Genomic DNA, 26,140 nt, shown 5'->3' on the forward strand with positions numbered 1-26,140 from the left:
GGGATGGCTGAGGCGAAGTTTCTCAAGGGCAACCTTTTCACCCATGTCACGGTGATGTCGCTGACCGCCTCGATCGGTCTGATGGCGGTTTTCGTCGTCGATTTCGTCGACATGATCTTCATCTCCATGCTGGGCAAATCTGAGCTTGCGGCGGCCATCGGCTATGCGGGCGCGATATTGTTCTTCACAACCTCCTTTGGCATCGGCCTTGGCATTGCGGCGGGTGCCTTGGTGGCGCGTGCGCTGGGCGCGGGGGACGAGGCGCTGGCGCGGGAGCGGACGACCCATGCGCTGACCTACGGGCTGATCTTTGCGACGGTATTTGCGACCGCGGTCTGGCTATCGCTTGATGTTCTGGTGAGCCTTCTTGGCGCAAAAGGTGAGACCGCGGCGCTGGCGGTGCATTTTCTGCAGATCATCGTACCGTCAATGCCTTTTCTGATCCTTGGGATGATGGCGAGTGCCGTGCTGCGGGCGCATGGGGATGCGCGGCGCGCGATGATGGCAACGATTTCAGGTGGGGTAGTCAACGCCGTGCTGGACCCGATCCTGATCTTTGGGCTGGACCTTGAGCTGACCGGCGCGGCGATTGCCTCTGTCATAGCCCGTCTGGTGATTTGCGGCATGGCAGTCTGGCCCTTGATGGCCATTTACGGCGGTATCAGCCGTCCGCGAATTGGCGGGATGTCGCGTGATCTGAGCCCCATACTGGCAATCGCATTTCCCGCCATCCTTGCGCAGATCGCGACACCTGTCGGCCAAGCCTATGTCACCCGTGAAATGGCCAGCTATGGCGAGGAAGCGGTGGCAGGCATGGCAATTGTCGGACGGCTTATTCCGGTGGCCTTTGGCGTGATCTTTGCGCTGTCAGGTGCAGTTGGGCCGATCATCGGGCAGAATTTCGGGGCGGGGGACATGGCACGCGTGCGGCGTGGTTTCAACGCGGCGGTGCTGTTCGTGGGGGTGGTGATCGTGCTTGTCTCGGCCATTTTGTTTGTGGCGCGGGGGGCTATTGCGGACCTGTTTGGCGCCTATGGTGTGACACGCGACCTGATCTATCTGTTTTGCGGACCGCTGGCGCTGGCGTTCTTTTTCCCCGGCGTTCTGTTCGTGGCGAATGCGGCGTTCAATAATCTGGGCCAGCCGTTTCTATCCACCTTTACCAACTGGGGCCGCAACGCGGTTGCCCTGATCCCGCTGGTTTGGATCGGCTCTACCTTCTATGGCGCGCCCGGTGTGCTGATCGGGCAATCGCTGGCCGGGGTTGTCTTTGGCATCATTGCATGGGTCATGGCACTGCGCGTCATCGCGCGGGGTGGCAAGCCTGAGCATGCCAAGCAAGACCTCTTTGGCCGTGAAGGCCGTCTGATGGCCCTATTTCAGGCGCGCAGATAGCCGCTTGAGGTGGTGGTCGACCAGCGCGGTTTCATCCGAGGTGAGCTTTTGATGGCGTGGATACCGAGGATCTTCACGGTCGTGCAGGATGGGCGTGTCCCAGCCATCCGTCGTATCAAAGAAACGCTGCACGCCGTCCTCTCCGAAAACGCGTAGGTAGCCTTGGACGACCACATCCAAGTAGCTGAGCAGGATCACGTGATCGCCATCGTCGCGCACATGTTCGGGCGGGATGGCGTAGTGTTCAACTTCGGGGGCTGGATCAATCGGATGATGAACGGACCCGCCTGATGACAGTCTTGCATAGCCTGCCTCGCGCAGATCAAGCGCTGCCCAATCGGCATCTGGCACAGCGGCGATAAGCCCCTCAATGGTGCTGTGGCCGTCCATGTGCACGGTCAAAAACACCGTCTCGCGCCCCTCGGTACGGACCCACGCCCGCCGCCAGCCGCGCAAATGCGCCGGGTGCGTTTTGTCGTAGATATGGGTGTCGGTATTCACAAGGCTGCCGTAGCCAAAGAAGTAGGGTGTCATGTTGCCTGGTTCTGATGTGCACTCTGCTGTTAGAAAGCATTCTTCGGCTCCGGGTACAAGCGCGCTTGACGCAAGGCGTCTGCAGGGCCTACCAAGGCACCCAGATCATGGGAGAATCGGCCTAGCCGATGCCGAAGGAGCAACCGCCCCGGAAACTCTCAGGCCCAAGGACCGTGATCTGCGACGACACTCTGGAGAGTGGTGCGCGACGCACCCGCCGAAGGGATAACGATCTCAGGCGAAAGGACAGAGGGGGCATCTTGGGCCGCAGTGGTGCGGCGCAACGGTGCCGGTCTGAACCCATCGCGGGAACCGGTTTGAAGGGGAGAACCGTACCGGATGGCAGAACTGAAACGCACACCGCTTTACGACCTGCACGTGGAATTGGGGGCCAAGATGGTGCCTTTCGCCGGCTATGAGATGCCGGTGCAGTATCCCCTTGGCGTCATGAAAGAGCACCTGCATACCCGAGAGGACGCCGGTCTTTTTGACGTCAGCCACATGGGGCAGGTGATCGTGTCGGGCAGCTCTTGGGAGCAGGTTGCCACCGCGTTTGAGCGGCTGGTGCCGATGGATGTGCTGGGGCTGGAAGACAGGCGGCAGCGCTACGGGTTCTTTACAAACGATTCAGGTGGGATCGAGGATGATCTGATGTTTGCGCGGAAGGGCGACGATTTGTTCGTCGTGGTAAACGCTGCCTGCAAGGATGCAGATATTGCACGGATGAAAGCCGCGCTTGAGCCAGAGGTCACGGTGATGTCAGTAACGGACCGCGCGTTGATCGCGGTTCAGGGGCCGGGCGCGGAAGCGGCTGTCTCGGCGCTGGATGCGCGTGCGGCGGAAATGACGTTCATGGATGTTGCTGATCTGGAACTGGGCGGGATCGCCGTTTGGGCATCGCGGTCAGGCTACACCGGCGAAGACGGATATGAAATTTCCGTGCCAGCGGCGCAAGCCGAAGCGCTGACGCGGGCGCTTTTGGCGCAGGATGATGTGGAGGCGATTGGCCTTGGCGCACGGGATTCGCTGCGGCTTGAAGCGGGGTTGTGCCTTTATGGGCATGACATTGATAGCGACACCAATCCGGTTGAGGCTGCGCTGACCTGGGCCATTCAGAAGGTGCGTCGCGCGGGGGGCGATCGGGCAGGCGGATTTCCCGGTGCCGACGTGGTGATGGCCGCACTTCAGGACGGCGTGACGCGCAAGCGGGTCGGCCTGCTGCCGGAAGGGCGTGCGCCGATGCGGGAAGGCGTTGTGATTTTCGATGCGCCTGAGGGCGGCAACGAAATTGGTGTTGTGACATCAGGGGGTTTCGGCCCAACTGTCGGCGGGCCGGTGGCGATGGGCTACGTCGCGACGGCGCACAGCAAGATTGGAACACCGCTTTGGGGTGAAGTGCGCGGCAAGCGTCTGCCCCTGAGCGTGGCAAAGCTGCCCTTTGTGGCGGCAAACTTTAAACGATAACCAACGGGGAAAGACCAAGATGAAATTTACCGAAGAGCACGAATGGCTGCGCGAGGAAGACGGCGAAATGGTGGTGGGCATCACCATTCATGCGGCGGAACAGCTGGGCGACGTGGTGTTCGTGGAACTGCCGGACGAGGGCACCACGGTCAGCAAGGACGACGAGGTCGTCGTGATTGAATCCGTCAAGGCCGCATCGGACATTCTGGCCCCTGTTGACGGTGAGATCACCGAAGTAAACAGCGCGCTGGCCGACAATCCCGGCATGGTGAACGAAGACCCGCAAGGCGATGCATGGTTTTTCAAGATGAAGATCAGCGATCCAAGCCAGATGGACGAGTTCATGGATGAAGCGGGCTATCAGAAATTTATCGGATAGCGCCAGTTCCCCGTCAGAGCCTCCGGCGGGGATATGACTGATCAAAAAGAATGGGACATGTGATGACCTTCAAGCCGACCGAATACCTACCCTATGACTTCGCCAACCGCCGTCACATCGGACCGTCTCCGGCAGAGATGTCGGACATGCTCAAGGTGGTTGGAGCGAAATCGCTCGCCGACCTGATCGCCGATACGGTGCCCAAAGGCATCCGCATGGAAGGTGAGCTTGATTTTGGAAAGCCGATGAGCGAGCGCGAAGTGCTGGAGCACATGCGCATCACCGCGTCCAAGAACAAGGTGCTGACGAGCCTGATCGGGCAGGGGTATCACGGAACGGTCACACCGCCCGCGATCCAGCGGAACATTCTTGAGAACCCGGCGTGGTACACGGCCTACACGCCTTATCAGCCCGAGATCAGTCAGGGGCGGCTCGAAGCATTGCTGAATTTCCAGACGATGGTGTCGGACCTCACGGGCCTTGAGGTTGCCAATGCGTCTTTGCTGGACGAGGCGACGGCCTGCGCCGAGGCCATGACCATGGCGCAGCGCGTTTCAAAGTCGAAGGTCACCGCTTTCTTTGTCGATCAGGATTGCCATCCTCAGAACATCGCAGTGATGAAAACCCGGGCGGCACCGCTGGGGATCGAGGTCATCGTCGGTGATCCCAACGATATGGAGGCCAACAAGGTCTTTGGTGCGATTTTTCAGTATCCGGGCACCTATGGGCATGTGCGTGACTTCACGCCGCTGATTGCTGCGCTGCACGAACACAAGGGCATCGCGATCATGTCTGCCGATCCGCTGGCGCTGACCCTGCTGAAAGAACCCGGCGAAATGGGTGCGGATATCGCCGTCGGATCGACGCAGCGGTTTGGCGTGCCCGAAGGATATGGCGGTCCGCATGCGGCCTACATGGCATGCAAGGATGCCTACAAACGGGCGATGCCGGGGCGGATTGTCGGCGTGTCGATCGATGCGCACGGGAACCGCGCCTATCGGCTTAGCCTGCAGACAAGAGAGCAGCATATCCGGCGGGAAAAGGCGACGTCGAACGTTTGCACCGCGCAGGCGCTGCTGGCGGTGATGGCGTCGATGTACGCGGTGTTCCACGGGCCAGAGGGGCTCAAGGCCATTGCGCAGCGCATCCACCGCAAGACCGTTCGGCTGGCCGAAGGGCTGAAGCAGGCGGGCTTTGACGTGCGCCCGGCGACCTATTTTGACACGATCACGGTCGAGGTCGGGCCGCTGCAATCAGCGGTGATGAAGTCCGCAGTTGAGGAAGGCGTCAACCTGCGCCGCGTCGGCGACACGAAGGTGGGCATCACGCTGGACGAGCGAAGCAAGCCGGCAACCATCGAAGCCGTCTGGCGCGCCTTCGGGATCGAGCGGAAAGACAAGGATTACACTCCGCATTACCACATGCCGGAAAAAATGATCCGCACAAGCGCCTATCTGACCCATCCCATTTTCCACATGAACCGGGCCGAGACCGAGATGATGCGTTACATGCGCCGTCTTGCGGACCGCGATCTGGCGCTCGACCGGGCGATGATCCCGCTGGGGTCCTGTACGATGAAGCTGAATTCGGCCGCTGAAATGATGCCGGTAAGCTGGCGGGAATTCTCCCTGATCCATCCTTTCGTGCCTGACGATCAGGCGGAAGGATACCGCGAGATGATTGACGATCTGTCGGCAAAACTGTGCGATATCACCGGCTATGACGCGATTTCCATGCAACCCAATTCCGGGGCGCAGGGCGAATACGCGGGCCTTCTTTCTATCGCGGGCTACCACCGGGCCAATGGGGAAGATCACCGCAATATCTGTCTGATCCCCATGTCGGCGCATGGTACAAACCCCGCCAGCGCGCATATGGTGGGCTGGGATGTCGTAGTGGTGAAATCGGCAGACAATGGAGACATCGATCTAGATGACTTCCGCACCAAAGCCGAAGCGGCGGGTGAGAACCTGGCAGGTTGCATGATCACCTATCCCTCCACGCATGGTGTGTTTGAAGAGACGGTGACCGAGGTTACGAAGATTACCCATCAGTTTGGCGGGCAGGTGTATATCGACGGTGCCAATATGAACGCGATGGTGGGCATCAGCCGTCCCGGTGATCTGGGTGGGGATGTGAGCCACCTGAACCTGCACAAGACGTTCTGCATCCCGCATGGCGGCGGCGGACCCGGCATGGGGCCTATCGGGGTGAAGGAACACCTCATCCCGCATCTGCCCGGACATCCGAACGCGGGCGGCGATGCCGTATCTGCTGCACCTTATGGGTCGCCGTCCTTGCTGCCAATTTCCTGGGCCTATTGCCTGATGATGGGCGGAGAAGGTCTGACCCAGGCAACGCGGGTGGCGATCCTGAATGCCAACTACATCGCAAAGCGGCTCGAGGGGGCCTACAACGTGCTCTACAAGGGGCCGACAGGCCGGGTGGCGCATGAGTGCATCATTGATGTCCGGCCCTTTGAAGAGAGTGCGGGTGTGACGGTTGAGGATGTGGCCAAGCGGCTGATCGATTGCGGTTTTCATGCGCCGACGATGTCCTGGCCGGTGGCTGGCACGCTGATGGTTGAGCCTACGGAGAGTGAAACAAAGGCAGAGCTTGATCGGTTCTGTGACGCGATGCTGGCGATCCGTGAAGAGATCGACGCGATTGCCAAAGGCGAGATGGACCGCGAGAACAATCCGCTAAAGAATGCGCCGCACACGGTTGAGGATCTGGTGCTTCAGTGGGGGGAACGGCCCTATACCCGCGAGCAGGGCTGTTTTCCTCCGGGGGCCTTCCGGGTGGACAAGTACTGGCCGCCGGTGAACCGCGTGGACAATGTTTTCGGGGACCGGAATTTGGTTTGCACCTGTCCGCCGTTGGAGGACTATGCGGAGGCAGCGGAATAAACCAGCGCAGTTTGCCGGCTTGCATTCCATTGGGGGTTATTCAGGTGGGCGCACTGCCCGCCGCCCCCTGACCCATGAGAAACCCGAACACCTTTGCCAGCCGGTTCCATGTTGTCCGGTCCGGGGCGACCAGCAGATGTCCCTCGTGCCGGGCGGCTGAATAGGGGCCACCGTCGAGCATTTCGACATGACATCCCGCCTGTTCGCAGATCAGTGCGCCAGCCGCGTGATCCCATGGGTGCAGAGAGGCGGTCATCAGGAAGTCTGTATAGCCCTGTGCGATCATCCGGTATTCGTGCGCTGAACACCGCAGCGGGTGGGTGCGTTTGAAGCTGGGAAGCACGGTGGCGATTTCGGCCTGTCTTGCCTTGCTGAACATATGGAGTGGAACAAAGCCGGAGAGGGCTTCAATGGGTTTGCCCATGGCCGCCTTGAGGGGGCGGGACGTGCCGTTGGCGCGTTCCAAAACCGCCGGGTTTTCATCATCTGCCACGGCCCAGTCATCGGCGATGGGATCATAGATCAGGCCAAAGGCGGGGCGCCCGAACTGCGTGACGGCAAGGATCACGCCAAAGACGGCTACCCCATGGGTGAAATTCCACGTGCCATCGATGGGGTCGAAGATGAAGGCAAGCGGCGCATCCGCGATCTGGTCGAGCAGGGCGGGATCGCTGGCAACGGCCTCTTCGCCGATGATCAGCGCAGAGGGGAAGGCTATCTGAAGCGCACGTGTGATCATTGCCTCAGCCGCAAGGTCAGCGGTCGTGACCAGATCATCGGCGTGTGATTTCGTGCGCACGTCACTGGCCGCAAGGCTGCGGAAGCGCGGCAGGATCTCGGTCCGGGCGGCGCGGCGGATGATGTTGAGGATATGCTGCTGCTGCGCAGGGGTGACCGGAGCGGGGAGCGTGGCGGGAAGGGTCTCGGACATGGGGCCTCTCAGCTTTACTCGCGGGATCGCAGCACCTGCGCGGGACGTGCATTGAGGGACTTAAGCGCAAAGCCGAGACCTGCCAAGACCGTGGCAACGATGCCACCGGCAATAATCATCAGCGCGGATGACCAGATCAGCGTGAAATCGGTCTCCATCACGTAATGGCTCACAGCCCAGCCACCCAATGCCCCGGCAAACAATGCGACGGTGCCTGCGAAAAGGCCCAGAAGCGCTGCGCGGAGCATGAAGCTCAGGGCGATCTGGCGGCGAGGCGCGCCGAGAGTCTTGAGGATCGCGGCCTCAAAGGTGCGGGCCTCGGCGCCAGCGGCGGCGGCACCGATCAGAACGATGAACCCCGTCAGCAAGGTTGCCAGGGCGCCATAGGAGGTCGCGGCGGCAAGGCTGGCGAGAACGGATGACACCCTGTCGATGGCATCGCGGACGCGGATGGCGGTGATGTTGGGATAGGCACTGGTAAGATCGCGGAGAATGGCAGCCTCTGCCTTATCTTCGGCGTAAACGGTTGAGATGAAGGTATGCGGCGCACCTTGCAGGGCAGCGGGGTTCATGGCGAGTATAAAGCCAATCCCAGCGGTGGAAAAATCGACCTCGCGGAATGAGCTGACCGTGCCGGTGATGTCGCGCCCCAGAATGTTCACGGTCATCGTATCGCCAAGGGCAAGGTTCATCTCTTCGGCCTCCTCCGCGGCAAAGCTGATGAGCGGTGGCCCGGTGTAGTCGTCGGGCCACCATTCGCCTGCGGTGATCTTCGTGTCGGCGTCGGGCGCGGCGGCATAGGTCACGCCCCTGTCGCCACGCAGGACCCAGTGATCGCCCGCCGTCTCGGCTGCCGGTTTGCCGTTGATCTGGGTGATCACACCGCGCAGCATCGGGGCGCTGTCGATGCGGCTGACGGCAGGGTCATTTTCCAGCCGCTCGGTGTAGCCGGGCATCTGGTCCTTCTGAATGTCGACGAAGAAATAGGAGGGGGCGACATCGGGAAGGTTTCCGGAAATCGCCTGGCGCAAATTGCCATCGATCTGGCCCACGGCGGCCAGCACTGACAGGCCAAGGCCAAGCGAAAGGACAACCGCCCCCGCGTCTTCGCCCGTGCCGGAGATAGCGGCCAAGGCCCATCGCAGGCGCGGATAGCCGCGTGCGACATGTGACGCACGGCGGGCGATAAAGCGGATGAGCGCTGCTGCAAGGGCAAGGATGAGGAGGGCTCCGGCAATGCCGCCAAGGGTCCAGAGGGTCAGCCGCCATGAGCCGTTGAACCAGCCCGCGATGCTGACAAGGGCAATGGCCAGAAGCGTGATTGCGATCAGATAGTGGGGCGCGGGCAGGCGGCGTGCACCGGACCATGCGTCACGGAACAGTGTCGCTGCGCGGACGTTCTCGCTGCGGGCGAGGGGCCAAAGCGTGAAGGCAAGAGCGGTGAGAATGCCATAGATCGCGGCCTCTATCAGTGGCGCGGGATAGATGGCGAAGGTCGCTGGCACTGGCAGGCGCGCTTCAATAAGCGGGGAAAGCAGAAAGGGGACAATCGCCCCGAGCGCAAGGCCAATGGCGATGCCAAGCAGGGACAGCGTGCCGATCTGGATGAAATAGGTTTGGAAGATGGTAGCGCGGTTCGCTCCTAGGGCGCGGAGAGTGGCGATGACTTCGGTCTTGCCATGCAGATATGCACGCACCGCGGCTGAGACCCCGACCCCGCCCACCGCAAGGCCGGACAGGCCAACAAGGACCAGAAACGCGCTCAGACGGCGGACAAACTGCGCCACGCCCGGCGCACCGTTACGCGCGTCTGTCCAGCGCATGCCCGCGTTCTCAAAGTCTGTTTCTGCGGCCGTTTCAAGCTGGGCGAGATCCGTGTCAGGCGGCAGATCAAGGCGGTACTTGCTGTTGTATAGGGTACCTGGTGCCAGGAGGCCGGAACCTTCCAGCGCGTCGAGCCGCAGCAGTGTGCGGGGGCCAAGGGCGAAACCGCTGGCGGCCGAGTCCGGCTCGCGTAGAATGAGTGCTGACAGGCGGAAGGACTTGGTCCCGAGCGTGAAACTGTCACCGGGTGACAGGCCAAGCCGGTCGGACAGGGCGCGTTCCATCACGGCGCCCGGCAGGCCATTCACGGTCGCCATTGCCTGATCCAGCGGGATCGCCGGATCAAGCACCATATTTCCCACAAGCGGATATGCGTCATCGACGCCCTTGATCTGGGTCAGCGCACGGTCTTCGCCCACCACAGCCATGGAGCGGAATTCGACGATCTCGGATACTTTCGCGGCGCGCTCTTCCATCCAAGCCCGTTCCTCGGCGCTGGCAAAGCGGTAGGTGAAGTCCAGTTCAGCGTCGCCGCCCAGCAGGGCCGCCCCCTCGCGCGTCAGCCCCGCTTCGATCGCGGATCGGACGGAGCCAACGGCGGCAATGGCGGCGACGCCGAGCGCAAGGCAGGCCAGCAGCAGGCGAAAACCGCGCAAACCGCCCCGCATCTCGCGCCGGGCAAAGCGGGTGGCGAGCCGAAGGCTCATGCAACCTGTCCGTCAGCAAGGGCCACGGAACGGTCGCAGCGTACCGCGAGGGCGGGGTCATGAGTGACCAGCACCAGTGTCGCGCCGTACTGGTCTCGCAGATCGAAAAGCAGGTCCATGATCGCAGCGCCGTTGACGCTGTCGAGATTGCCGGTGGGTTCATCCGCAAGCAGGATCGCGGGCCGCGGTGCGCAGGCCCGTGCGAGGGCGACGCGCTGTTGCTCACCGCCAGACATCTGCGACGGGTAATGGCCGGTCCGGTGGCCAAGCCCCACGGTCTTCAGCGCCGCTTCTGCCTGATCAAAGGCATCGTGAACGCCTGCCAACTCAAGCGGTGTGGCGACGTTTTCAAGCGCGGTCATCGTCGGAATAAGGTGGAAGGACTGAAAAACGATGCCCATGCGCCCCAGCCGAAACCGCGCCAAGGCGTCTTCGTTCATATCTGTCAGGTTTTGTCCCAGCGCGGTGACCGTCCCACCTGTGGCCTGCTCTAGCCCGCCCATGACCATCAGCAGCGAGGACTTGCCAGATCCGGATGGCCCGGTCAGCGCAATCGTCTCTCCGGGTTGGACATCAAAGGAAATGCCCCGCAGAATATCGACCGGCCCGGCATTGCCCTTGAGCGAAAGCATCACATTTGAAAGGTGAAAGACGGGATCGGACATGAACGGGCCTCGAGCGTTGGTTCAACTGGATATGGAGTGTTACGCAACATGCGCAAGGCGGTGATTGGCATTGTTCTGGGTTTGGCCGGAACGGCGCAGGCAGACGAAGTGGTGATTGCAGCCCTTGGGGACAGCCTGACGCAGGGGTATGGGCTGCCCGCAGATCAGGGGTTTGTCCCGCAATTGCAGCGCTGGCTTGACGCGCAGGGGGCGGAGGCCCACCTCATAAACGCAGGCGTGTCCGGAGATACGACAGCGGGCGGTTTGGCTCGTGTAGACTGGACTTTGACACCCGAAGTCGACGCGATGATCGTAACTCTGGGCGGAAATGATCTGTTGCGAGGGTTGATCCCGGCGCAGGCGCGGGAAAACCTTCAGGGAATTCTGAAAGCCGCTGACAGGTCAGAGGTTGACGTGCTGTTGGTCGGTATGGAAGCGCCGGGAAATTATGGACCGGATTATAAAGCGCAATTTGATGTGATTTATCCTGAGTTGGCGGCAGAGTTTGGCAGCTTGTATCTGGAAAGCTTTTTCGCGGGGCTGCGGGACGGGGGCGTGTTGCCTGACCCGGTGACGCTGCGGCCTTACTTTCAAACCGACGGGATACATCCCAATGCAGAAGGTGTGTCGCGTATCGTCGAAGGGATTGGTCCGAAGGTACTGGAACTGATTGCACGGACCGAGGACTAGGCGGATGCCGGGACGGCTCTTTCTTGATCTGACCGGAGCAGAACTTGCCGCCGCGTTGGGGATGGATCGGGCGGCGGTTGAGGATGAGCCCAGACGCCAGAATATTGCACCCGGACAGCAAATCATCGTGCAGACGGCGGAGGGTCTGGGCCAGATGCGTTGGGGCATTATCCCGGTAGGCCGGGTTAATGCGCGCGGCAGACCCGTGATGGAAACGCTGATCAATGCGAGGTCCGAAACGGTCTTTGACAAATCTGCTTACGAAGGTGTCGGGCGGGCGGTTGTGCCGGTCAGCGGGTGGTACGAATGGACCGGCGAGAAGCGGCGCAAGACAGCGTGGCGGATCAGATCAAAAGACAAGGGTTTGCTGTTCTTCGCGGCAATCACGGATGTCTGGGAAGCGCCCGGCGGCATCACTGTTCCACAAGTTGCCACGGTAACCTGTCCACCGAACCAAGACGTAGCGCCGATCCATCATCGCATGGGTGTTGTGCTGCAGAAGGAAGACGTTCCGACTTGGCTGCATGGTTCAAAAAAAGACGTTGTCCCTTTGATGGTGCCATGGCCGAATGGTCTGCTGAAGATCGAAGAGGCCAGGGACGTCGACTGGGATGCACCATGAAAAACGGGCGCCGAAGCGCCCGTTCAACTGTGATTAATGATGTGGCTCAGGCCAGCGCGATGTTACCCGCGCTTTCGCGACCGTCGCGGCCAGCCTCAACATCAAATGTCACTTTCTGATTGTCGGCAAGGCCGGTCAGCCCCGCACGCTCAACTGCAGAAATGTGCACAAAAATGTCTTTGCCGCCCCCATCAGGGGCAATAAAGCCGTAGCCTTTGGTGGTGTTGAACCACTTTACTGTTCCAGATGCCATGACCCGGGTCTCCTTGGTTTTCCTGCCCGCAGAATGCGGCAGCGCGGCTCGGACGAAGTCGTGATCGTTCCTAAGCCGAAGAGGCAGATCGGGTCGAGAGTCGTTCGCTTTGCACCCTCGATATTGGAAGGAATCAGTAAAAAATCAAGAAATTTGGCCGCGACCAGCCTAATTGGCGGTTGTTTGCGCACAAAATTTCACACGTTTGAAATAATTTTACCAGTTGATAAAAAAATCATTCCGTGAGAGCGTTTTTAAAATCGAACGCACAAGGGATGGGCCAGATGGGATCAGACGTCTTTCAACCGGGGATTACGGCAGGTCGACTTGACCCGGATAGTTATGCCGAACACTTCTCTGATTTGCATCCCCGGCTGGATGCGCATGAGGCGTTGGTCGCCGCGGATCGGTGTTATTTCTGTCATGACGCGCCCTGCATCACGGCCTGTCCCACGGACATCGATATCCCGCTGTTCATTCGTCAGATCGCGACCGGCACGCCGGATGCTGCGGCCAAGACCATCCTGACGCAAAACATCATGGGCGGCATGTGCGCACGTGTCTGTCCGACGGAGACATTGTGCGAGGAAGCCTGCGTGCGTGAGGCGGCAGAAGGCAAGCCGGTGCTGATCGGGCAGTTGCAACGCTATGCGACTGACCATCTGCAGGAACAGGGTATACATCCGTTCTCCCGTGCTGCGGCCACTGGTAAAAAGGTGGCCGTGGTGGGGGCGGGACCTGCGGGTCTGTCCTGCGCGCACCGGCTGGCGATGCTGGGCCATGATGTCGTTGTCATGGATGCGCGCGCCAAGCCGGGCGGACTGAATGAATACGGGATCGCGACCTACAAGACACCCGACGGATATGCGCAGACAGAGGTTGATTGGCTGCTGCAGATCGGTGGCATCACGCTCCAATGCGGAACCGCGCTGGGCGACGGTTTCACATTGGAGGACCTGAGAGAGGGGTACGACGCGGTTTTCCTTGCCATGGGCCTGGGCGGCGTGAACGCGCTGGACGCCGAAGGCTCCAACAAGGACGGTGTGCGCGACGCGGTGGATTTCATAGCGGAACTGCGGCAGGCCTCGGACGTGGCCGAGGTGCCGATTGGGCGGGATGTGGTCGTGATCGGTGGTGGCATGACGGCAGTGGATGCCGCTGTGCAGGCCAAGCTTCTTGGGGCGCTGAATGTCACGCTGGTCTATCGTCGCGGGCGCGACCGGATGAACGCGAGCGTGTTTGAGCAGGATCTGGCGGCCTCCAAAGGAGTGCGGATCGTGACCCATGCGGTGCCGGTGGCTGTCCACGGCAACGGATCGGTGCGCGAGATCGAGTTCGAGTATGTTGATGACGCGATGAAGGGAACCGGTCAGACACTGCGCTTGCCAGCCGACCAGGTGTTCAAGGCGATTGGTCAGACGTTGATCGGCGATGGCATCCCGGAGCTGGACGGGCGCAAGATCAAGGTCTCCGAGACCGGGCGGACCAGCGTTGCGGGCGTCTGGGCCGGGGGCGATTGTGCCAGCGGCGGGGATGATCTGACCGTGACGGCCGTGGCCGAAGGCCGCGACGCCGCGATGGATATTCACAAGGTTTTGGTCGGCTAGGGCCACCCAGCGGGAGAACGAGAAATGGCAGATCTGAGAAGCGAATTCATCGGGATCAAATCCCCCAACCCGTTCTGGCTGGCCTCGGCCCCGCCCACGGACAAGGAATACAACGTCCGCCGCGCCTTTGATGCAGGCTGGGGAGGGGTCGTGTGGAAGACGCTCGGCTTTGACCCCCACGTGGTCAATGTGAACGGGCCGCGTTATGGCGCGGTTTTCGGGGCGGACCGGCGGCTGCTGGGTCTGAACAACATTGAATTGATCACCGACCGCCCGCTGCAGACCAACCTTGATGAGATCAAGGCGGTCAAGCGCGACTACCCGGATCAGGCAATGATCGTTTCACTGATGGTTCCCTGCGAGGAAGAGCCATGGAAGAAGATCCTGCCGATGGTAGAGGAGACCGGTGCCGACGGGGTCGAGCTGAACTTCGGCTGTCCGCACGGCATGAGCGAGCGCGGCATGGGCAGCGCTGTGGGGCAGGTGCCCGAATACATTGAAATGGTCACGCGCTGGGTGAAGGCCAACACGCGGATGCCGGTGATCGTCAAGCTGACGCCGAACATCACAGATATCCGCAAACCTGCAGGGGCGGCAAAATCGGGTGGGGCCGACGCAGTGAGCCTGATTAATACCATCAACTCGATCACCAGCGTCGATCTTGATCTTTTTGCACCCGAGCCAACGATTGACGGTAAGGGCGCCCATGGCGGCTATTGCGGGCCAGCGGTGAAGCCGATTGCGCTGAATATGGTTGCCGAAATTGCGCGCGATCCGGAATTGCACGGGCTGCCGATCAGTGGCATCGGGGGCGTGACGACATGGCGTGATGCGGCGGAGTTCCTCGCGCTTGGCGCAGGAAACGTGCAGGTCTGTACGGCGGCGATGACCTATGGCTTCAAGATCGTGCAGGAAATGATCAGCGGTCTGAGTGATTACATGGACAGCAAGGGAATTGCTTCTGTGGACGAGATCGTGGGCCGCGCCGTGCCAAACGTCACCGACTGGAACCAGTTGAACCTGAACTATGTTGCCAAGGCCAAGATCAATCAGGATCTGTGCATCTCATGTGGACGCTGCTTTGCTGCCTGTGAAGACACCTCGCATCAGGCGATAGCCATGTCCGAGGATCGCACATTCACCGTGATCGACGAGGAATGCGTCGCCTGTAATCTTTGCGTGAATGTCTGCCCGGTCGAGGAATGTATCACCATGGAGGCGATGACGCCTGGCTCGACCGATCCTCGTACAGGCCGCGTTGTCCAGCCGGACTATGCCAACTGGACCACGCACCCGAACAATCCCAGCGCAAAAGCGGCGGAGTAAGATTACGCGTCGCCTTGCGCGCCTTTGAGAAACGGGGAGGTTGGCAGGGGGTCCGGCATGTCCACTTCTGGCAGGTCCACCCCGAACGGCGTCTCTGATGTGTATTCCTGCGCCTGTGCACCAATGACCGAACCGCCCGTCGCGTCCGTCGGGCGGCCCCAGTTGGCGCGGTCGCGGCTTTGGAAAAATGCAACCGTGTTGCCCTGATTGCTTGTACCCGTGCCGCTGCCGGATCCGGCGAAAGAGGAGGCATCGCCAGTGTCAGAAGTGCTCGACGTGGCTTGGGTTGGCGCGACCGAAATCGCGGCAGCTACGTCTTGCGGCATGTTCGCGGCAGGCTGCGGGGCCGTGAAAGGGTTGCTCAGTAAGATCGAACTCATGTTATGCTCCAATCTGAGAGTATGGAGCCCACCACCCACGAGGACATTCCGCGATTTCTTTGAAAGAAGTCTTAACGGCGGATGTGAATTTCACATCAGGTTAACAAAATGATCCGCTCGGTACGTGCTGACTGATATGAGGCCCCTTGTTTAGCACTACAATATGGCCAGCGGTTTTGGATGAGACCATTTGCGGCATGGGCCAGCGATCAGATCGTTCATCGTGTGAGCAATTTGCGGAACATGGCATCAAGATGTGCCGACGCGTTGGCGTATGGGTCTTCCCCTTCAAACAAAAGCAGACTGACCTGGCTTTCGAAATCGGCGTAGTGTTGTGTCGTGGCCCATATCGAAAAGATCAGGTGCCGGGGATCGAGTGGCGGCAGCCGGTCCTGCGCGATCCAAGCTGAGATCAGCGCGCATTTTTCGTCAAACAAAGGTTTCAGACTGTTTTTCAGCTCTGGCTCGATACGTGGCGCCCCTTGCAGAATTTCACCAGCGAAAAGCCTGCTTTCCCGCGGCAGTTCCTTGGCCATCGCCAACTTGCGCTGCACATAGTCCAGGATTTCCTCGACCGGATCGCCGTCCGGGTTCATTTCTACCAGTGGGTCCAGCCATGTTTCCATCAACTGGCTTAGCAAAGTGACGTGGATGTCTTCTTTGCCATCAAAATAATACAGGATGTTGGGTTTGCTCAGCCCGGCCTCGCTTGCGATCTGATCCAGCGTGGCACCCCGGTATCCATGACGCGAAAACACGTTCAGGGCTGCATCCAGAATGGCGCTCCTGTTGCGCCTTTGGATGCGGCTTGGCTTTTTGACAGACCCGTCTGGCAATGGCGTTCTCCGAAGTTTGCATCAAAAACAGGCGTGTGGGCATCGCCCGCCCCCTGTCTTCCAAAGCAGTCCTTGACAGACACCAGCCTAACCGCAATCGTGGATTTACCAAATGGTAAAAATTTCTGACTGACTGCCCAAGGAGCCAAGCAATGCCTGCACCCGGAGAGAATCTCAAGATCAACCCGGATCGACTTTGGGACAGCCTCATGGAGATGGCCAAGATCGGCCCCGGCGTGGCGGGCGGCAACAACCGTCAGACGCTGACGGATGAAGACGGTGAAGGCCGCGCATTGTTCCAGAAGTGGTGCGAGGACGCGGGCTGTTCCATGGGTCTTGACCAGATGGGCAATATGTTCGCACGGCGTGAAGGGACGGACCCTGACGCATTGCCGGTATACGTGGGGTCGCATCTGGACACGCAGCCGACGGGCGGCAAGTACGACGGTGTGCTGGGCGTGCTTGGCGGATTAGAGATCGTCCGGACGTTGAATGATCTTGGGATCAAGACCAAGCACCCGATTGTTGTCACGAATTTCACCAATGAAGAAGGAACCCGGTACGCCCCTGCGATGCTGTCGTCAGGTGTATTCGCGGGTATTCATACACAGGACTGGGCATACGGGCGCGTTGATGCAGAGGGCAAGAAATTCGGCGATGAGTTGAGCCGGATTGGCTGGCGCGGAGACGAGGAAGTTGGAGCCCGCAAGATGCACGCCTTTTTTGAGCTGCATATCGAGCAGGGACCGATCCTTGAGTCCGAGGGCAAAGAGATTGGTGTGGTCACGCATGGACAAGGGTTGTCCTGGACGCAGGTGACGGTGACGGGCAAGGACAGCCACACCGGTTCAACACCGATGCCGATGCGCAAGAACGCAGGCTTGGGCATGGCGCGTATTCTGGACAAGGTGGACGAGATTGCGTGGAGCCATGCACCCCATGCTGTCGGCGCGGCAGGACACATCGACGTCTATCCAAACTCCCGAAACGTGATCCCCGGCAAGGTGGTCTTTACCGTTGATTTCCGATCGCCCGACCTGAGTGTGATCGAGGACATGGAGGCCCGTTTGCGCGTCGAGGGGCAGAAGATCGCAGAAAACATGGGGTTAGAGATCGAATTTGAAAAGGTAGGTGGGTTTGATCCGGTGGCATTCGATGACGGCTGTGTGACGGCGGTGCGGAATGCGGCGGAGCGGCTGGGGTATTCCCACATGAACCTGATTTCCGGTGCGGGGCATGATGCCTGCTGGATCAACCGGGTGGCACCCACGGCGATGGTGATGTGTCCTTGCGTGGATGGTCTGAGCCACAATGAGGCCGAAGAGATATCAAAGGAATGGGCGCAGGCCGGGACGGATGTGCTGATGCATGCGGTTGTAGAGACGGCGGAGGTTGTCGGGTGACAAGGTTCCTGCCTGAGAACAGTGAGGCATTCTGCGAGACTCTGAGGTGCGCGTGATAGAACCTGGCTTATCCATCCCGGAACGGATTGATGCTTTGCTGGATGCCGAAGTCCGTGAGGCTTTGGCCAGCGCTGACCGCGTGACGCGGCGCACGGCGCAGGCGTTTGAGCAGACCCGGCGCGTACCGCGTGAGGTAACGGTGAATTTTTCGGGCGGGATCACTCAGCGCTGCTGGTCTGTGTCAAAAGGCGATGGGACCTATCGCGTGATTTATCTGCCCACGGCGGGATATTTCTCGCTTTGTGTTGAGAGCGATTTCGGGCCGCTGGATATTGGCGTCCATGGGCCGGCGTTGGGGTGTTTCGGATCTGTGTGACTTCCGGGGCTCTGCCCCGGACCCCGGAATTGTATTTGGAAAGATGAAGATGGGAGATGTCGGATGAGCAAGGTGATCAAGGGCGGGCAGGTTTGCACCGCAGACCGGACCTGGGAAGCGGATGTGCTGATCGAGGGCGAGAAGATCGTCCAGATCGGTGAGGACCTGAAGGGGGATGAGTATATCGATGCCGAGGGGGCCTATGTGATCCCTGGGGGCATCGACCCGCATACGCATCTGGAGATGCCATTCATGGGGACGACCGCTGCCGAGACCTTTGAAACCGGGACCTGGGCCGCGGCCTGTGGCGGCACGACCATGGTGGTGGATTTCTGCCTGCCGGGGGCGGATGGGTCGATCAAGAATGCGATCAACGAATGGCACCGCAAGTCGGCGCCGCAGATCTGTTCGGACGTCGGTTATCACATGGCGATCACCGGCTGGGACGAGAACGTCTTTAACGAGATGAAGGACGCTGTGGACATGGGCGTCAATTCCTTCAAGCATTTCATGGCCTACAAGGGCGCGCTGATGATCGAGGATGACGAGATGTTCGCCTCCTTCAAGCGCTGTGCGGAGCTGGGTGCGCTGCCGATGGTGCATGCCGAGAACGGTGATCTGGTTGCTGAATTGCAAGAGAAGTACTTCAATCAGGGGATCACCGGGCCGGAGGGCCATGCCTATTCGCGGCCACCGGAATTGGAAGGTGAGGCGGCGAACCGGGCGATCACGATTGCGGATACCGCCGGTGTGCCTTTGTACATCGTGCATGTGTCCTGCGAGCAGACCCATGAGGCGATCCGGCGTGCGCGGCAAAAGGGGATGCGTGTTTATGGGGAGCCGCTCATTCAGTTCCTGACGCTGGACGAGAGTGAGTATTTCAACAAGGACTGGGACCACGCGGCGCGGCGGGTGATGTCGCCGCCGTTCCGGTCCAAGGATCATCAGGATTCGCTTTGGGCCGGTTTGCAGGCAGGGTCGCTGCAAGTGGTAGCGACGGACCACGCGGCGTTCAACACCGAGCAGAAGCGTGCGGGGCGCAATGATTTCCGGATCATTCCGAACGGGTCGAACGGGTTGGAGGAGCGTCTGGGCGTTCTCTGGACGGAAGGGGTGGAGACGGGGCGGCTGACGCCGAACGAGTTTGTCGCCTGTACCTCGACCAATGTGGCGAAGATTCTCAACATCTATCCGCGCAAGGGGGCTATTGTCGAAGGGGCGGATGCGGATATTGTGGTGTGGGATCCGAAGATCACCAAGACGATTTCACCCGCCACGCATCATTCGATCCTTGACTACAACGTGTTCGAAGGCTTCGAGGTGACAGCGAACGCGCGCTATACGCTGAGCCGGGGCGATGTGATCTGGTCTTGGGGGCAGAATTCGCAACCGAACCCGGGGCGGGGAAAGTTCATTCCGCGTCCGGCCTTCCCGTCAGCGAATGTGGCGTTGTCGAAGTGGAAGGCGTTGACGAGCCCTAAGATGATCAAACGGGATCCGTTGAATATTCCGGCAGGAATCTAGGCTGCTGGGCCGGGAGTACACTCAAGTGAGCAATGAGAAGAGCGTGATCAGCGCCACTAATCTTGATCTGATGTTCCAGACCAACGACGGGCCAATCCATGCGCTCAAGGACGTCAACCTTGAAATCAACCAAGGCGACTTCGTCTCCTTTATTGGCCCCTCTGGCTGTGGCAAGACTACGTTTCTGCGTGTCATGGCAGACCTTGAGCAGCCAACCGGCGGGACGGTCACAGTCAACGGCGTCTCCCCGGAGGAAGCGCGCCGCAGTCGCGCCTATGGCTACGTGTTTCAGGCGGCGGGGTTATATCCTTGGCGGACAATCGGCGGGAACATCCGGTTGCCGCTGGAGATCATGGGGGTGCCCAAGGCGGAGCAGACTGAACGGGTGAAGCGCGTGCTGGAGCTGGTGGACCTTGCAGGTTTTGAGCGGAAGTTTCCGTGGCAACTCTCGGGCGGCATGCAGCAGCGGGCCTCGATTGCGCGGGCACTGTCTTTCGATGCGGATATCCTGCTGATGGATGAGCCCTTCGGGGCGCTGGATGAGATCGTGCGGGATCATTTGAATGAGCAGTTGCTCAAGCTGTGGGCGCGGACGGAGAAAACGATTGCCTTTGTGACCCATTCGATCCCGGAAGCGGTGTATCTGAGCACCAAGATCGTGGTGATGTCGCCGCGGCCGGGGCGGATCACGGATGTGATCGAAAGTCCGCTGCCCAAAGAGCGGCCTTTGGATATCCGGGACACGCCGGAGTTTCTGGAGATTGCGCACCGGGTGCGTGAAGGGCTGCGGGCGGGGCATCAGGATGAGTGATGTTGCGCATAAGACTATCACATTGCCGCGGCTGGCCGAGGTCTCGGATGCGCCTGCTTGTGCGGCAATCGTGCGCGGTTGGCTGGAACAGACCCCTTGGATGCCAGGCGGCGGACCGGACCCGGCCACGTTGGCGGATGCGATTGCCAAGGGCATCCCCGAGCGGGAGTTCTGGGTGAGCGGGGACCCGGTGGATGGATACCTTTCGCTTGATCGGGAGAATAACCTGATCGCGGGACTTTATACAGCGCAGCCGGGATCAGGCAGCGGCAAGGCATTAATTGACGCGGTCAAACACGGGCGCGATTTTGTGCAGCTGTGGACGCATGAGGCCAACGTAGACGCGCATCGGTTTTACCACCGTGAAGGATTTGTGACAGTCCAGCGCTGCGCGGAAGGGCGCGGTGACGGCATCCCGGAGTTGCGGATGGAGTGGCGGGCGTGAAGTCTGTTGTGCCCGTTCTGACGGTTGTCGCCGCGATCATCGGATTTTGGCTGCTGGCCGTGATCCCGATGAACATGCATCTGGTTGCCGATCAGGCACAGCGGGACGGGCTGATGGTCACGCCAGAGGCACCTGCGGACCGGCAGGAGGTGAGCGGTGTAGGTTTGGCGTTGAGCAACACGCATCTGATCCCGCTGACGTATAACTTTGTGCGGCCGCGTTTGCCTGCGCCACAGCAGGTTGCGGTGGAGCTTTGGAAAACGACCGTAGAGAAAAAGATCACCTCCAAACGTAGTCTCGTCTATCATGGGTGGGTCACGCTGGCGCCTACGTTGCTGGGGTTTGTCATCGGCACGGGGCTTGGTATCCTGCTGGCGGTGGGCATCGTTTACAGCCGGGTCATGGACCGGTCCGTGATGCCCTGGGCGATTGTCAGCCAGACCATTCCCATTCTGGCGCTGGCCCCCATGGTGATCGTGGTGCTGGGGTCGATGGGGATACAGGGGGTGTTTCCGAAATCGCTGATCGCGGCATACCTGTCTTTTTTTCCGGTGGTTGTGGGCATGGTCAAAGGACTGCGCAGCCCGGATGGTATGCAGCTTGACCTGCTGCGCACGTATCATGCGTCGAACACGCAAGGGTTCTGGAAGCTGAGGCTTCCCGCCTCGACACCATACTTATTTGCTTCGCTCAAGATCGGAATTTCTGCATCGCTTGTTGGTACCATCGTGGCGGAACTGCCTACGGGCGCCAAGGCAGGCTTTGGCGCGCGGATGCTGGTAGGAGATCAGTACGGTCAGCCTTTGGTCAGCTGGGCTGCGCTGATTGCGGCTGCGATCACCGCAGCGGCGCTGGTTGGGCTGTTCAGTCTGATCGAGCGCGCGACCCTCAAGCGCATGGGGATGGCGGCATCATGATCTGGGCAGTTGCGGCAATCGTGATTTGGATTTTTGGCTGGTGGCTGAATGTGCGGCTGGCCAACGGCGCGTCGTCCGATAATACCTTGGTCAAGATCTTGGTGCCTGCGATCTTTGGCATCACGGTGTTGATTGTTTGGGAACTGCTGGTGCGCGGGTTCGAGGTGAACCCGGTGATCCTGCCTACACCTTCAGCGATCTTTGAACGGCTGATTTCCGAAGGGCCACGGCTTTGGGCGGACTTCCAACAGACCATCATCAAGGGGGCGATGTCGGGTTACCTGATTGGGGCGCTGGCCGCTTTCGGCGTGGCGATTCTTGCGGACCGGTCAGAGTTCCTGACGCGTGGCATCCTGCCCGTGGGCAGTTTCATGGCAGCCTTGCCAATCGTGGGCACGGCACCGATTTTCGTCAAATGGCTGGGTAGTGATTGGGAAAGCAAGGCGGCAGTGGTCGCCGTGATGGTGTTCTTCCCTATCCTCGTGAACACAGTGGCAGGCCTGCGTGATACCACAACGATGCAACGTGACCTGATGCGGACCTATGGCGCGGGTTATTGGCCAACGCTGCTGAAACTACGTTTGCCCTCCGCGATGCCTTTCATCTTCAACGGGCTCAAGATTGGCACCACCTTGGCGCTGATCGGGGCCATTGTTGCTGAATTCTTCGGCTCTCCGACCGTGGGCATGGGCTTTCGCATCTCCACCAGCTTTGGCCAGCTTGCGCTTGATATGGTCTGGGCAGAGATTGTGATTGCGGCACTCGCAGGCAGCGCGTTTTATGGAGTAATGACACTGATCGAGAAGCGGGTGACCTTCTGGCATCCGTCACAGAGATAAGAACGGTCTTGGAAAACGAGACGCTTATGAGACGACTAACCAACAAAAGGGGAAGTACCATGATGAAGAAAATGATGATGGCAGCAGCAGTTGCCGCTGGATTGGGTGGCGCACCTGCGTTTGCTGATGGACACGCCAATTCGGTCACGCTGCAATTGCAATGGGTCACGCAGGCACAGTTTGCAGGCTATTACGTGGCCAAGGACAAGGGTTTCTACGAAGAAGAGGGTCTTGAGGTCGAGATCCTTGCCGGTGGTCCTGACATCGCACCGCCGCAGGTCTTGGCAGGTGGCGGGGCCGACGCCATGCTGAACTGGATGCCCTCGGCGCTGGCCGCCCGGGAAAAGGGTCTGCCGGTGGTCAACATCGCGCAGCCGTTCAAGTCATCCGGCCTGATGCTGACCTGCTGGAAGGACACGGGCATCACCGGTCCGCAGGATTTCAAGGGCAAGACAATTGGCGTCTGGTTCTTCGGGAATGAATATCCATTCCTGTCATGGATGTCTCAGGAAGGTATCTCAACCGATGGCGGTGAGGATGGTGTGACGGTCCTCAAGCAGGGCTTCAACGTCGATCCGCTGCTTCAGCGTGAGGCAGATTGCATTTCGACCATGACCTACAACGAATACGGTCAGGTGCTGGATGCAGGTGTCTCTGAGGACGAGCTTGTGACGTTCAAGTACGAGGACATGGGCGTGGCCACGCTGGAAGACGGCATCTATGTGCTGGAAGAGAACCTTTCAGACCCAGTGTTCGTCGACAAGATGACGCGCTTTGTGCGCGCTTCTATGAAAGGTTGGAAGTACGCTGAAGCCAACCCGGGCGAGGCCGCGGAGATTGTACTGGATAATGACGAGACCGGTGCACAGACAGAGGCACATCAGGTCCGCATGATGGGTGAGATCGCAAAACTGACCGCAGGTTCCGATGGTTCGCTGGAAGAGGCGGATTTCCAACGTACAGTTGATACGCTGCTGGCCGGTGGTTCCGATCCGGTCATCACCAAGCAGCCTGAAGGTGCCTGGACACATGACATCACGGACAAAGCGCTGAACTGAGCCTTGTTTAGATAAACGACGAAGGCCGGTGTAATTCACCGGCCTTTTTCATTTTGGCTGAAGCCGGCTCGGTCGCGCAGGCCGGCGGACGCGAAGAGATCCGGTGAGCAATACTGCAAGAAGTCGGAAACAGGGCTCCACCAGCGCGGAGAGCATGCTAAGCCACGGTGAGGATTTGGAGCCTTAACAGTGCAATCTCAAGCAGTCACACCCGCAGGCAGCAGTGCCACAAGCGGTATCGCTTTTATTCTGGTCGGCATGGTTGCGATCTCGATCAATGATATGTTGATCAAGCAATTGTCTGGTGACTACCCCCTGCACCAGATGGTGTTCATCCGGTCTGCGATAGGCATCGTGTTCAGTCTCATGCTGGTGCAATACGAGGGCGGTTTCGGGATCCTTCGGACCAAGACGCCAATGCTTCACATCATACGGGGCCTGTTGGTCGTCGTGTCGAACATGACATTCTTTACGGCACTTGCGGTCATACCGCTTGCGGATGCGACAGCGTTGTTCTTCGTCGCACCGTTGATGATCACGCTTTTCTCTATCCCTTTGCTGGGTGAAAAAGTCGGCCCACTCAGAATGGGCGCAGTGATTGTCGGATTTGTTGGTGTGGTCATCATGATGCGGCCTTGGCAGTCTGCAGAAGAGAGTGAAGTTAACAGGTTGGTTCTGTTGCTGCCCGTCTTGGCGGCTACAACTTACGCTTTGAACCAGATCATGACCAGAAAACTGGGTGTGGTTTCGAAAGCATCTGCGTTGGCCGTCTACATCCAATCCATGTTCATCGTCGTAAGTCTTGGCTTCTTCATTTTTGCGGGTGACGGACGTTTTGCCGAAGGGCTGACCAACGAAAGTCTGATCTTTCTGTTAAGGGAATGGGTCTGGCCACAGGACAGCGACTGGTATCTCTTTTGGGGGCTTGGGTTGAATGCGGCGATAATCGGATATGCGCTTTCACAGGCGTACAGGCTTGCCTCGGCTGCTACGATCGCCCCGTTTGAATATGTCGGACTGCCCCTTGCCGTTTTCTGGGGCTGGATGTTGTGGGGGGAATTGCCTGGGCCTGCGATTGTAACGGGGATTGTTCTGATCGTCGCTTCAGGGCTGTTCGTGTTCTTCCGCGAACGGCGCAAGAACCGCCCCTTGGTGAAGAAACGGGTGCATCGCCGATACTGATTTGAGCAATCGAGGTAGGATGTGGTGCGCAGGTGCAATCAGGAGATCGGTTGCCGACAAGAAAAGAGCCGCTCTGAGAGCGGCTCTGATTTCGATCTATGATGGCCGTAGCTCAGAGGACCGTCACCTTGGTTCCAACCGGCACACGTTCATAAAGGTCAATCACATGCTCGTTGATCATACGGATACAACCGTTTGAGACCGAGCGCCCTATTGTGCCGGGCTGGGTCGTGCCGTGAATGCGGAAATATGTGTCGCGTCCATTTTCGAAGAGATACAGCGCCCGCGCGCCGAGCGGATTGTCCGGGCCGCCGGGCTGTGCTTCGGTGTTGCCGATGAAACGTTTGTAAGCCTGCGGGTCACGTTCGATCATCTCGTCCGTCGGACGCCATGTCGGCCATTCCTTTTTGACGGCGATTGTTGCGGTGCCGGTGAACTCAAGCCCGGCCTTGCCGACACCCACGCCGTAGCGCATCGCGCGTCCGGGAGCGGTGATATAATACAAATAGTGACTGCGCGGCAGGACCAAAAGCTGTCCCGGCTGATACTGACGTTTGATCGACACCTCACGAGGGGTCGGGTCGTATGCGGCGGTCGAAGCCGCGAGAACCTGTGGCAGGGCGGCAGTGGCCAAGGTGCTGACAAGGAATGTACGGCGGTGCATGGAATGCTCCATAATTCAGATTGCAGAAGTCGTATTTTCGCAAAGCTGTCCTCATTATCAACCCTGAGATGCCAGAATTCGCCCCATTGTTGCCGAGGGGCCAGTCAATTTGTCGTGTCTTAAGCCATGTACCGGAACAGCCTGCGTGAAATTCACGTGTGATCAAGACAGAAGTACGGCACCTGCCAACTGCTCCGATTGAGGTGATTCACGGGTTGAGGGTGCCAGCAAGACAGCTGAAAGGGCTCAAACTCGGATTTGTTCAACAATTTGGCGAATTGAGGCGGAAAGCCGGATGGTTCACGAGGCTACGACTTGAGGCGGCACATTCTCGACAAAGTTGAGCCGAAAAAAACTCAGGTTCGCAAAAATGTCCTTTCTTGGCCACAATGCTGCCCG

General features: G+C 59.6%; 25 protein-coding genes and 1 riboswitch. Of the genes, 17 read left to right on the top strand and 8 right to left on the bottom strand.

The window, feature by feature from the left end; genetic code table 11:
- Nucleotides 1–3: 3 nt before the first annotated feature.
- Entirely contained in the window at nucleotides 4–1,395 is a 1,392-nt protein-coding gene (locus GV827_RS10735; protein WP_164353800.1) for an MATE family efflux transporter, read from the top strand.
- Here the strand turns inward: GV827_RS10735 and GV827_RS10740 are convergent.
- Nucleotides 1,375–1,929, bottom strand: a complete 555-nt coding sequence (locus tag GV827_RS10740) for a gamma-glutamylcyclotransferase family protein (protein WP_164353801.1) — start codon at nucleotides 1,927–1,929, stop codon at nucleotides 1,375–1,377. The two genes, GV827_RS10735 and GV827_RS10740, sit on opposite strands and share 21 nt — an antisense overlap.
- Nucleotides 1,930–2,027: 98 nt before the next feature.
- Nucleotides 2,028–2,113, top strand: a riboswitch (glycine riboswitch).
- A gap of 155 nt (nucleotides 2,114–2,268) precedes the next feature.
- Here GV827_RS10740 and gcvT point away from each other — a divergent pair.
- The 3 genes from gcvT to gcvP all read left to right on the top strand — a co-directional run bounded on the left by gcvT (nucleotide 2,269) and on the right by gcvP (nucleotide 6,681).
- On the top strand, nucleotides 2,269–3,393 hold the full coding sequence (gcvT, locus tag GV827_RS10745) for a glycine cleavage system aminomethyltransferase GcvT (protein ID WP_164353802.1): 1,125 nt from the start codon (nucleotides 2,269–2,271) through the stop codon (nucleotides 3,391–3,393).
- A 19-nt stretch (nucleotides 3,394–3,412) separates the two neighbouring features.
- Nucleotides 3,413–3,772, top strand: a complete 360-nt coding sequence (gene gcvH, locus GV827_RS10750; RefSeq protein WP_164353803.1) for a glycine cleavage system protein GcvH — start codon at nucleotides 3,413–3,415, stop codon at nucleotides 3,770–3,772.
- 62 nt (nucleotides 3,773–3,834) lie between these two features.
- Nucleotides 3,835–6,681: an aminomethyl-transferring glycine dehydrogenase gene (gcvP, locus tag GV827_RS10755; protein WP_164353804.1), complete on the top strand. Its 2,847-nt coding sequence runs from the start codon at nucleotides 3,835–3,837 to the stop codon at nucleotides 6,679–6,681.
- A 40-nt stretch (nucleotides 6,682–6,721) separates the two neighbouring features.
- Here gcvP and GV827_RS10760 read toward each other — a convergent pair whose 3' ends face one another.
- The 3 genes from GV827_RS10760 to GV827_RS10770 are packed head-to-tail and all read right to left on the bottom strand — an operon-like array spanning nucleotide 6,722 to nucleotide 10,808.
- A complete protein-coding gene (locus tag GV827_RS10760) occupies nucleotides 6,722–7,612 on the bottom strand; it encodes an inositol monophosphatase family protein (RefSeq protein WP_164353805.1) in 891 nt (296 codons plus the stop codon).
- 14 nt (nucleotides 7,613–7,626) lie between these two features.
- Nucleotides 7,627–10,143 carry an ABC transporter permease gene (locus GV827_RS10765; protein WP_164353806.1) on the bottom strand — a complete coding sequence of 839 codons (2,517 nt, stop codon included), beginning with the start codon at nucleotides 10,141–10,143 and terminating at the stop codon, nucleotides 7,627–7,629.
- Nucleotides 10,140–10,808 (bottom strand): ABC transporter ATP-binding protein, encoded by a 669-nt coding sequence (locus GV827_RS10770; protein ID WP_164353807.1) that lies wholly within the window; start codon nucleotides 10,806–10,808, stop codon nucleotides 10,140–10,142. The genes GV827_RS10765 and GV827_RS10770 overlap by 4 nt, the downstream gene beginning before the upstream one ends.
- Before the next feature lie 48 nt (nucleotides 10,809–10,856).
- On the opposite strand from GV827_RS10770, the gene GV827_RS10775 reads away from it, so the two are divergent.
- Together GV827_RS10775 and GV827_RS10780 are read left to right on the top strand one after the other, a co-directional pair.
- Nucleotides 10,857–11,498 (top strand): arylesterase, encoded by a 642-nt coding sequence (locus GV827_RS10775; RefSeq protein ID WP_164353852.1) that lies wholly within the window; start codon nucleotides 10,857–10,859, stop codon nucleotides 11,496–11,498.
- Between the two features lie 4 nt (nucleotides 11,499–11,502).
- Nucleotides 11,503–12,120, top strand: coding sequence for an SOS response-associated peptidase (locus GV827_RS10780; protein ID WP_164353808.1), 618 nt, complete (start codon nucleotides 11,503–11,505; stop codon nucleotides 12,118–12,120).
- Between the two features lie 46 nt (nucleotides 12,121–12,166).
- Here GV827_RS10780 and GV827_RS10785 read toward each other — a convergent pair whose 3' ends face one another.
- Nucleotides 12,167–12,373 carry a cold-shock protein gene (locus GV827_RS10785; RefSeq protein WP_164353809.1) on the bottom strand — a complete coding sequence of 69 codons (207 nt, stop codon included), beginning with the start codon at nucleotides 12,371–12,373 and terminating at the stop codon, nucleotides 12,167–12,169.
- Nucleotides 12,374–12,657: 284 nt separating this feature from the next.
- Here GV827_RS10785 and GV827_RS10790 point away from each other — a divergent pair, with 284 nt between their 5' ends.
- The gene (locus GV827_RS10790) at nucleotides 12,658–13,980 is read left to right on the top strand and encodes an NAD(P)-dependent oxidoreductase (protein ID WP_164353810.1); all 1,323 of its coding nucleotides are present in this window, start codon (nucleotides 12,658–12,660) and stop codon (nucleotides 13,978–13,980) included.
- 24 nt (nucleotides 13,981–14,004) lie between these two features.
- On the top strand, nucleotides 14,005–15,306 hold the full coding sequence (gene preA, locus GV827_RS10795) for an NAD-dependent dihydropyrimidine dehydrogenase subunit PreA (RefSeq protein ID WP_164353811.1): 1,302 nt from the start codon (nucleotides 14,005–14,007) through the stop codon (nucleotides 15,304–15,306).
- A 2-nt stretch (nucleotides 15,307–15,308) separates the two neighbouring features.
- Here the strand turns inward: preA and GV827_RS10800 are convergent, their stop codons facing one another.
- Nucleotides 15,309–15,686 carry a hypothetical protein gene (locus GV827_RS10800; protein WP_164353812.1) on the bottom strand — a complete coding sequence of 126 codons (378 nt, stop codon included), beginning with the start codon at nucleotides 15,684–15,686 and terminating at the stop codon, nucleotides 15,309–15,311.
- A gap of 218 nt (nucleotides 15,687–15,904) precedes the next feature.
- Nucleotides 15,905–16,522 carry a TetR family transcriptional regulator C-terminal domain-containing protein gene (locus tag GV827_RS10805; protein ID WP_164353813.1) on the bottom strand — a complete coding sequence of 206 codons (618 nt, stop codon included), beginning with the start codon at nucleotides 16,520–16,522 and terminating at the stop codon, nucleotides 15,905–15,907.
- Between the two features lie 152 nt (nucleotides 16,523–16,674).
- Here GV827_RS10805 and GV827_RS10810 point away from each other — a divergent pair, with 152 nt between their 5' ends.
- The 9 genes from GV827_RS10810 to GV827_RS10850 all read left to right on the top strand — a co-directional run bounded on the left by GV827_RS10810 (nucleotide 16,675) and on the right by GV827_RS10850 (nucleotide 25,077).
- Nucleotides 16,675–17,925 carry a Zn-dependent hydrolase gene (locus tag GV827_RS10810; RefSeq protein WP_164353814.1) on the top strand — a complete coding sequence of 417 codons (1,251 nt, stop codon included), beginning with the start codon at nucleotides 16,675–16,677 and terminating at the stop codon, nucleotides 17,923–17,925.
- 52 nt (nucleotides 17,926–17,977) lie between these two features.
- Nucleotides 17,978–18,301 carry a hypothetical protein gene (locus tag GV827_RS10815; protein WP_164353815.1) on the top strand — a complete coding sequence of 108 codons (324 nt, stop codon included), beginning with the start codon at nucleotides 17,978–17,980 and terminating at the stop codon, nucleotides 18,299–18,301.
- 63 nt (nucleotides 18,302–18,364) lie between these two features.
- Nucleotides 18,365–19,825 (top strand): dihydropyrimidinase, encoded by a 1,461-nt coding sequence (gene hydA, locus GV827_RS10820; RefSeq protein WP_164353816.1) that lies wholly within the window; start codon nucleotides 18,365–18,367, stop codon nucleotides 19,823–19,825.
- A gap of 70 nt (nucleotides 19,826–19,895) precedes the next feature.
- Nucleotides 19,896–20,636, top strand: a complete 741-nt coding sequence (locus tag GV827_RS10825; protein ID WP_164353853.1) for an ABC transporter ATP-binding protein — start codon at nucleotides 19,896–19,898, stop codon at nucleotides 20,634–20,636.
- Nucleotides 20,629–21,081: a GNAT family N-acetyltransferase gene (locus GV827_RS10830; RefSeq protein ID WP_164353817.1), complete on the top strand. Its 453-nt coding sequence runs from the start codon at nucleotides 20,629–20,631 to the stop codon at nucleotides 21,079–21,081. The genes GV827_RS10825 and GV827_RS10830 overlap by 8 nt, the downstream gene beginning before the upstream one ends.
- Nucleotides 21,078–21,998: an ABC transporter permease gene (locus tag GV827_RS10835; RefSeq protein WP_164353818.1), complete on the top strand. Its 921-nt coding sequence runs from the start codon at nucleotides 21,078–21,080 to the stop codon at nucleotides 21,996–21,998. Before GV827_RS10830 ends, GV827_RS10835 begins: the two co-directional genes overlap by 4 nt.
- On the top strand, nucleotides 21,995–22,837 hold the full coding sequence (locus GV827_RS10840) for an ABC transporter permease (protein WP_164353819.1): 843 nt from the start codon (nucleotides 21,995–21,997) through the stop codon (nucleotides 22,835–22,837). The genes GV827_RS10835 and GV827_RS10840 overlap by 4 nt, the downstream gene beginning before the upstream one ends.
- Nucleotides 22,838–22,899: 62 nt before the next feature.
- Entirely contained in the window at nucleotides 22,900–23,895 is a 996-nt protein-coding gene (locus GV827_RS10845) for an ABC transporter substrate-binding protein (RefSeq protein WP_164353854.1), read from the top strand.
- Between the two features lie 189 nt (nucleotides 23,896–24,084).
- Nucleotides 24,085–25,077 carry a DMT family transporter gene (locus GV827_RS10850; protein WP_328823140.1) on the top strand — a complete coding sequence of 331 codons (993 nt, stop codon included), beginning with the start codon at nucleotides 24,085–24,087 and terminating at the stop codon, nucleotides 25,075–25,077.
- A gap of 112 nt (nucleotides 25,078–25,189) precedes the next feature.
- Here GV827_RS10850 and GV827_RS10855 read toward each other — a convergent pair whose 3' ends face one another.
- Nucleotides 25,190–25,741 (bottom strand): L,D-transpeptidase, encoded by a 552-nt coding sequence (locus tag GV827_RS10855; RefSeq protein ID WP_164353820.1) that lies wholly within the window; start codon nucleotides 25,739–25,741, stop codon nucleotides 25,190–25,192.
- Between the last annotated feature and the right edge of the window lie 399 nt (nucleotides 25,742–26,140).

This window comes from Sulfitobacter sediminilitoris (assembly GCF_010667575.1).
GTDB lineage: Bacteria > Pseudomonadota > Alphaproteobacteria > Rhodobacterales > Rhodobacteraceae > Sulfitobacter > Sulfitobacter sediminilitoris.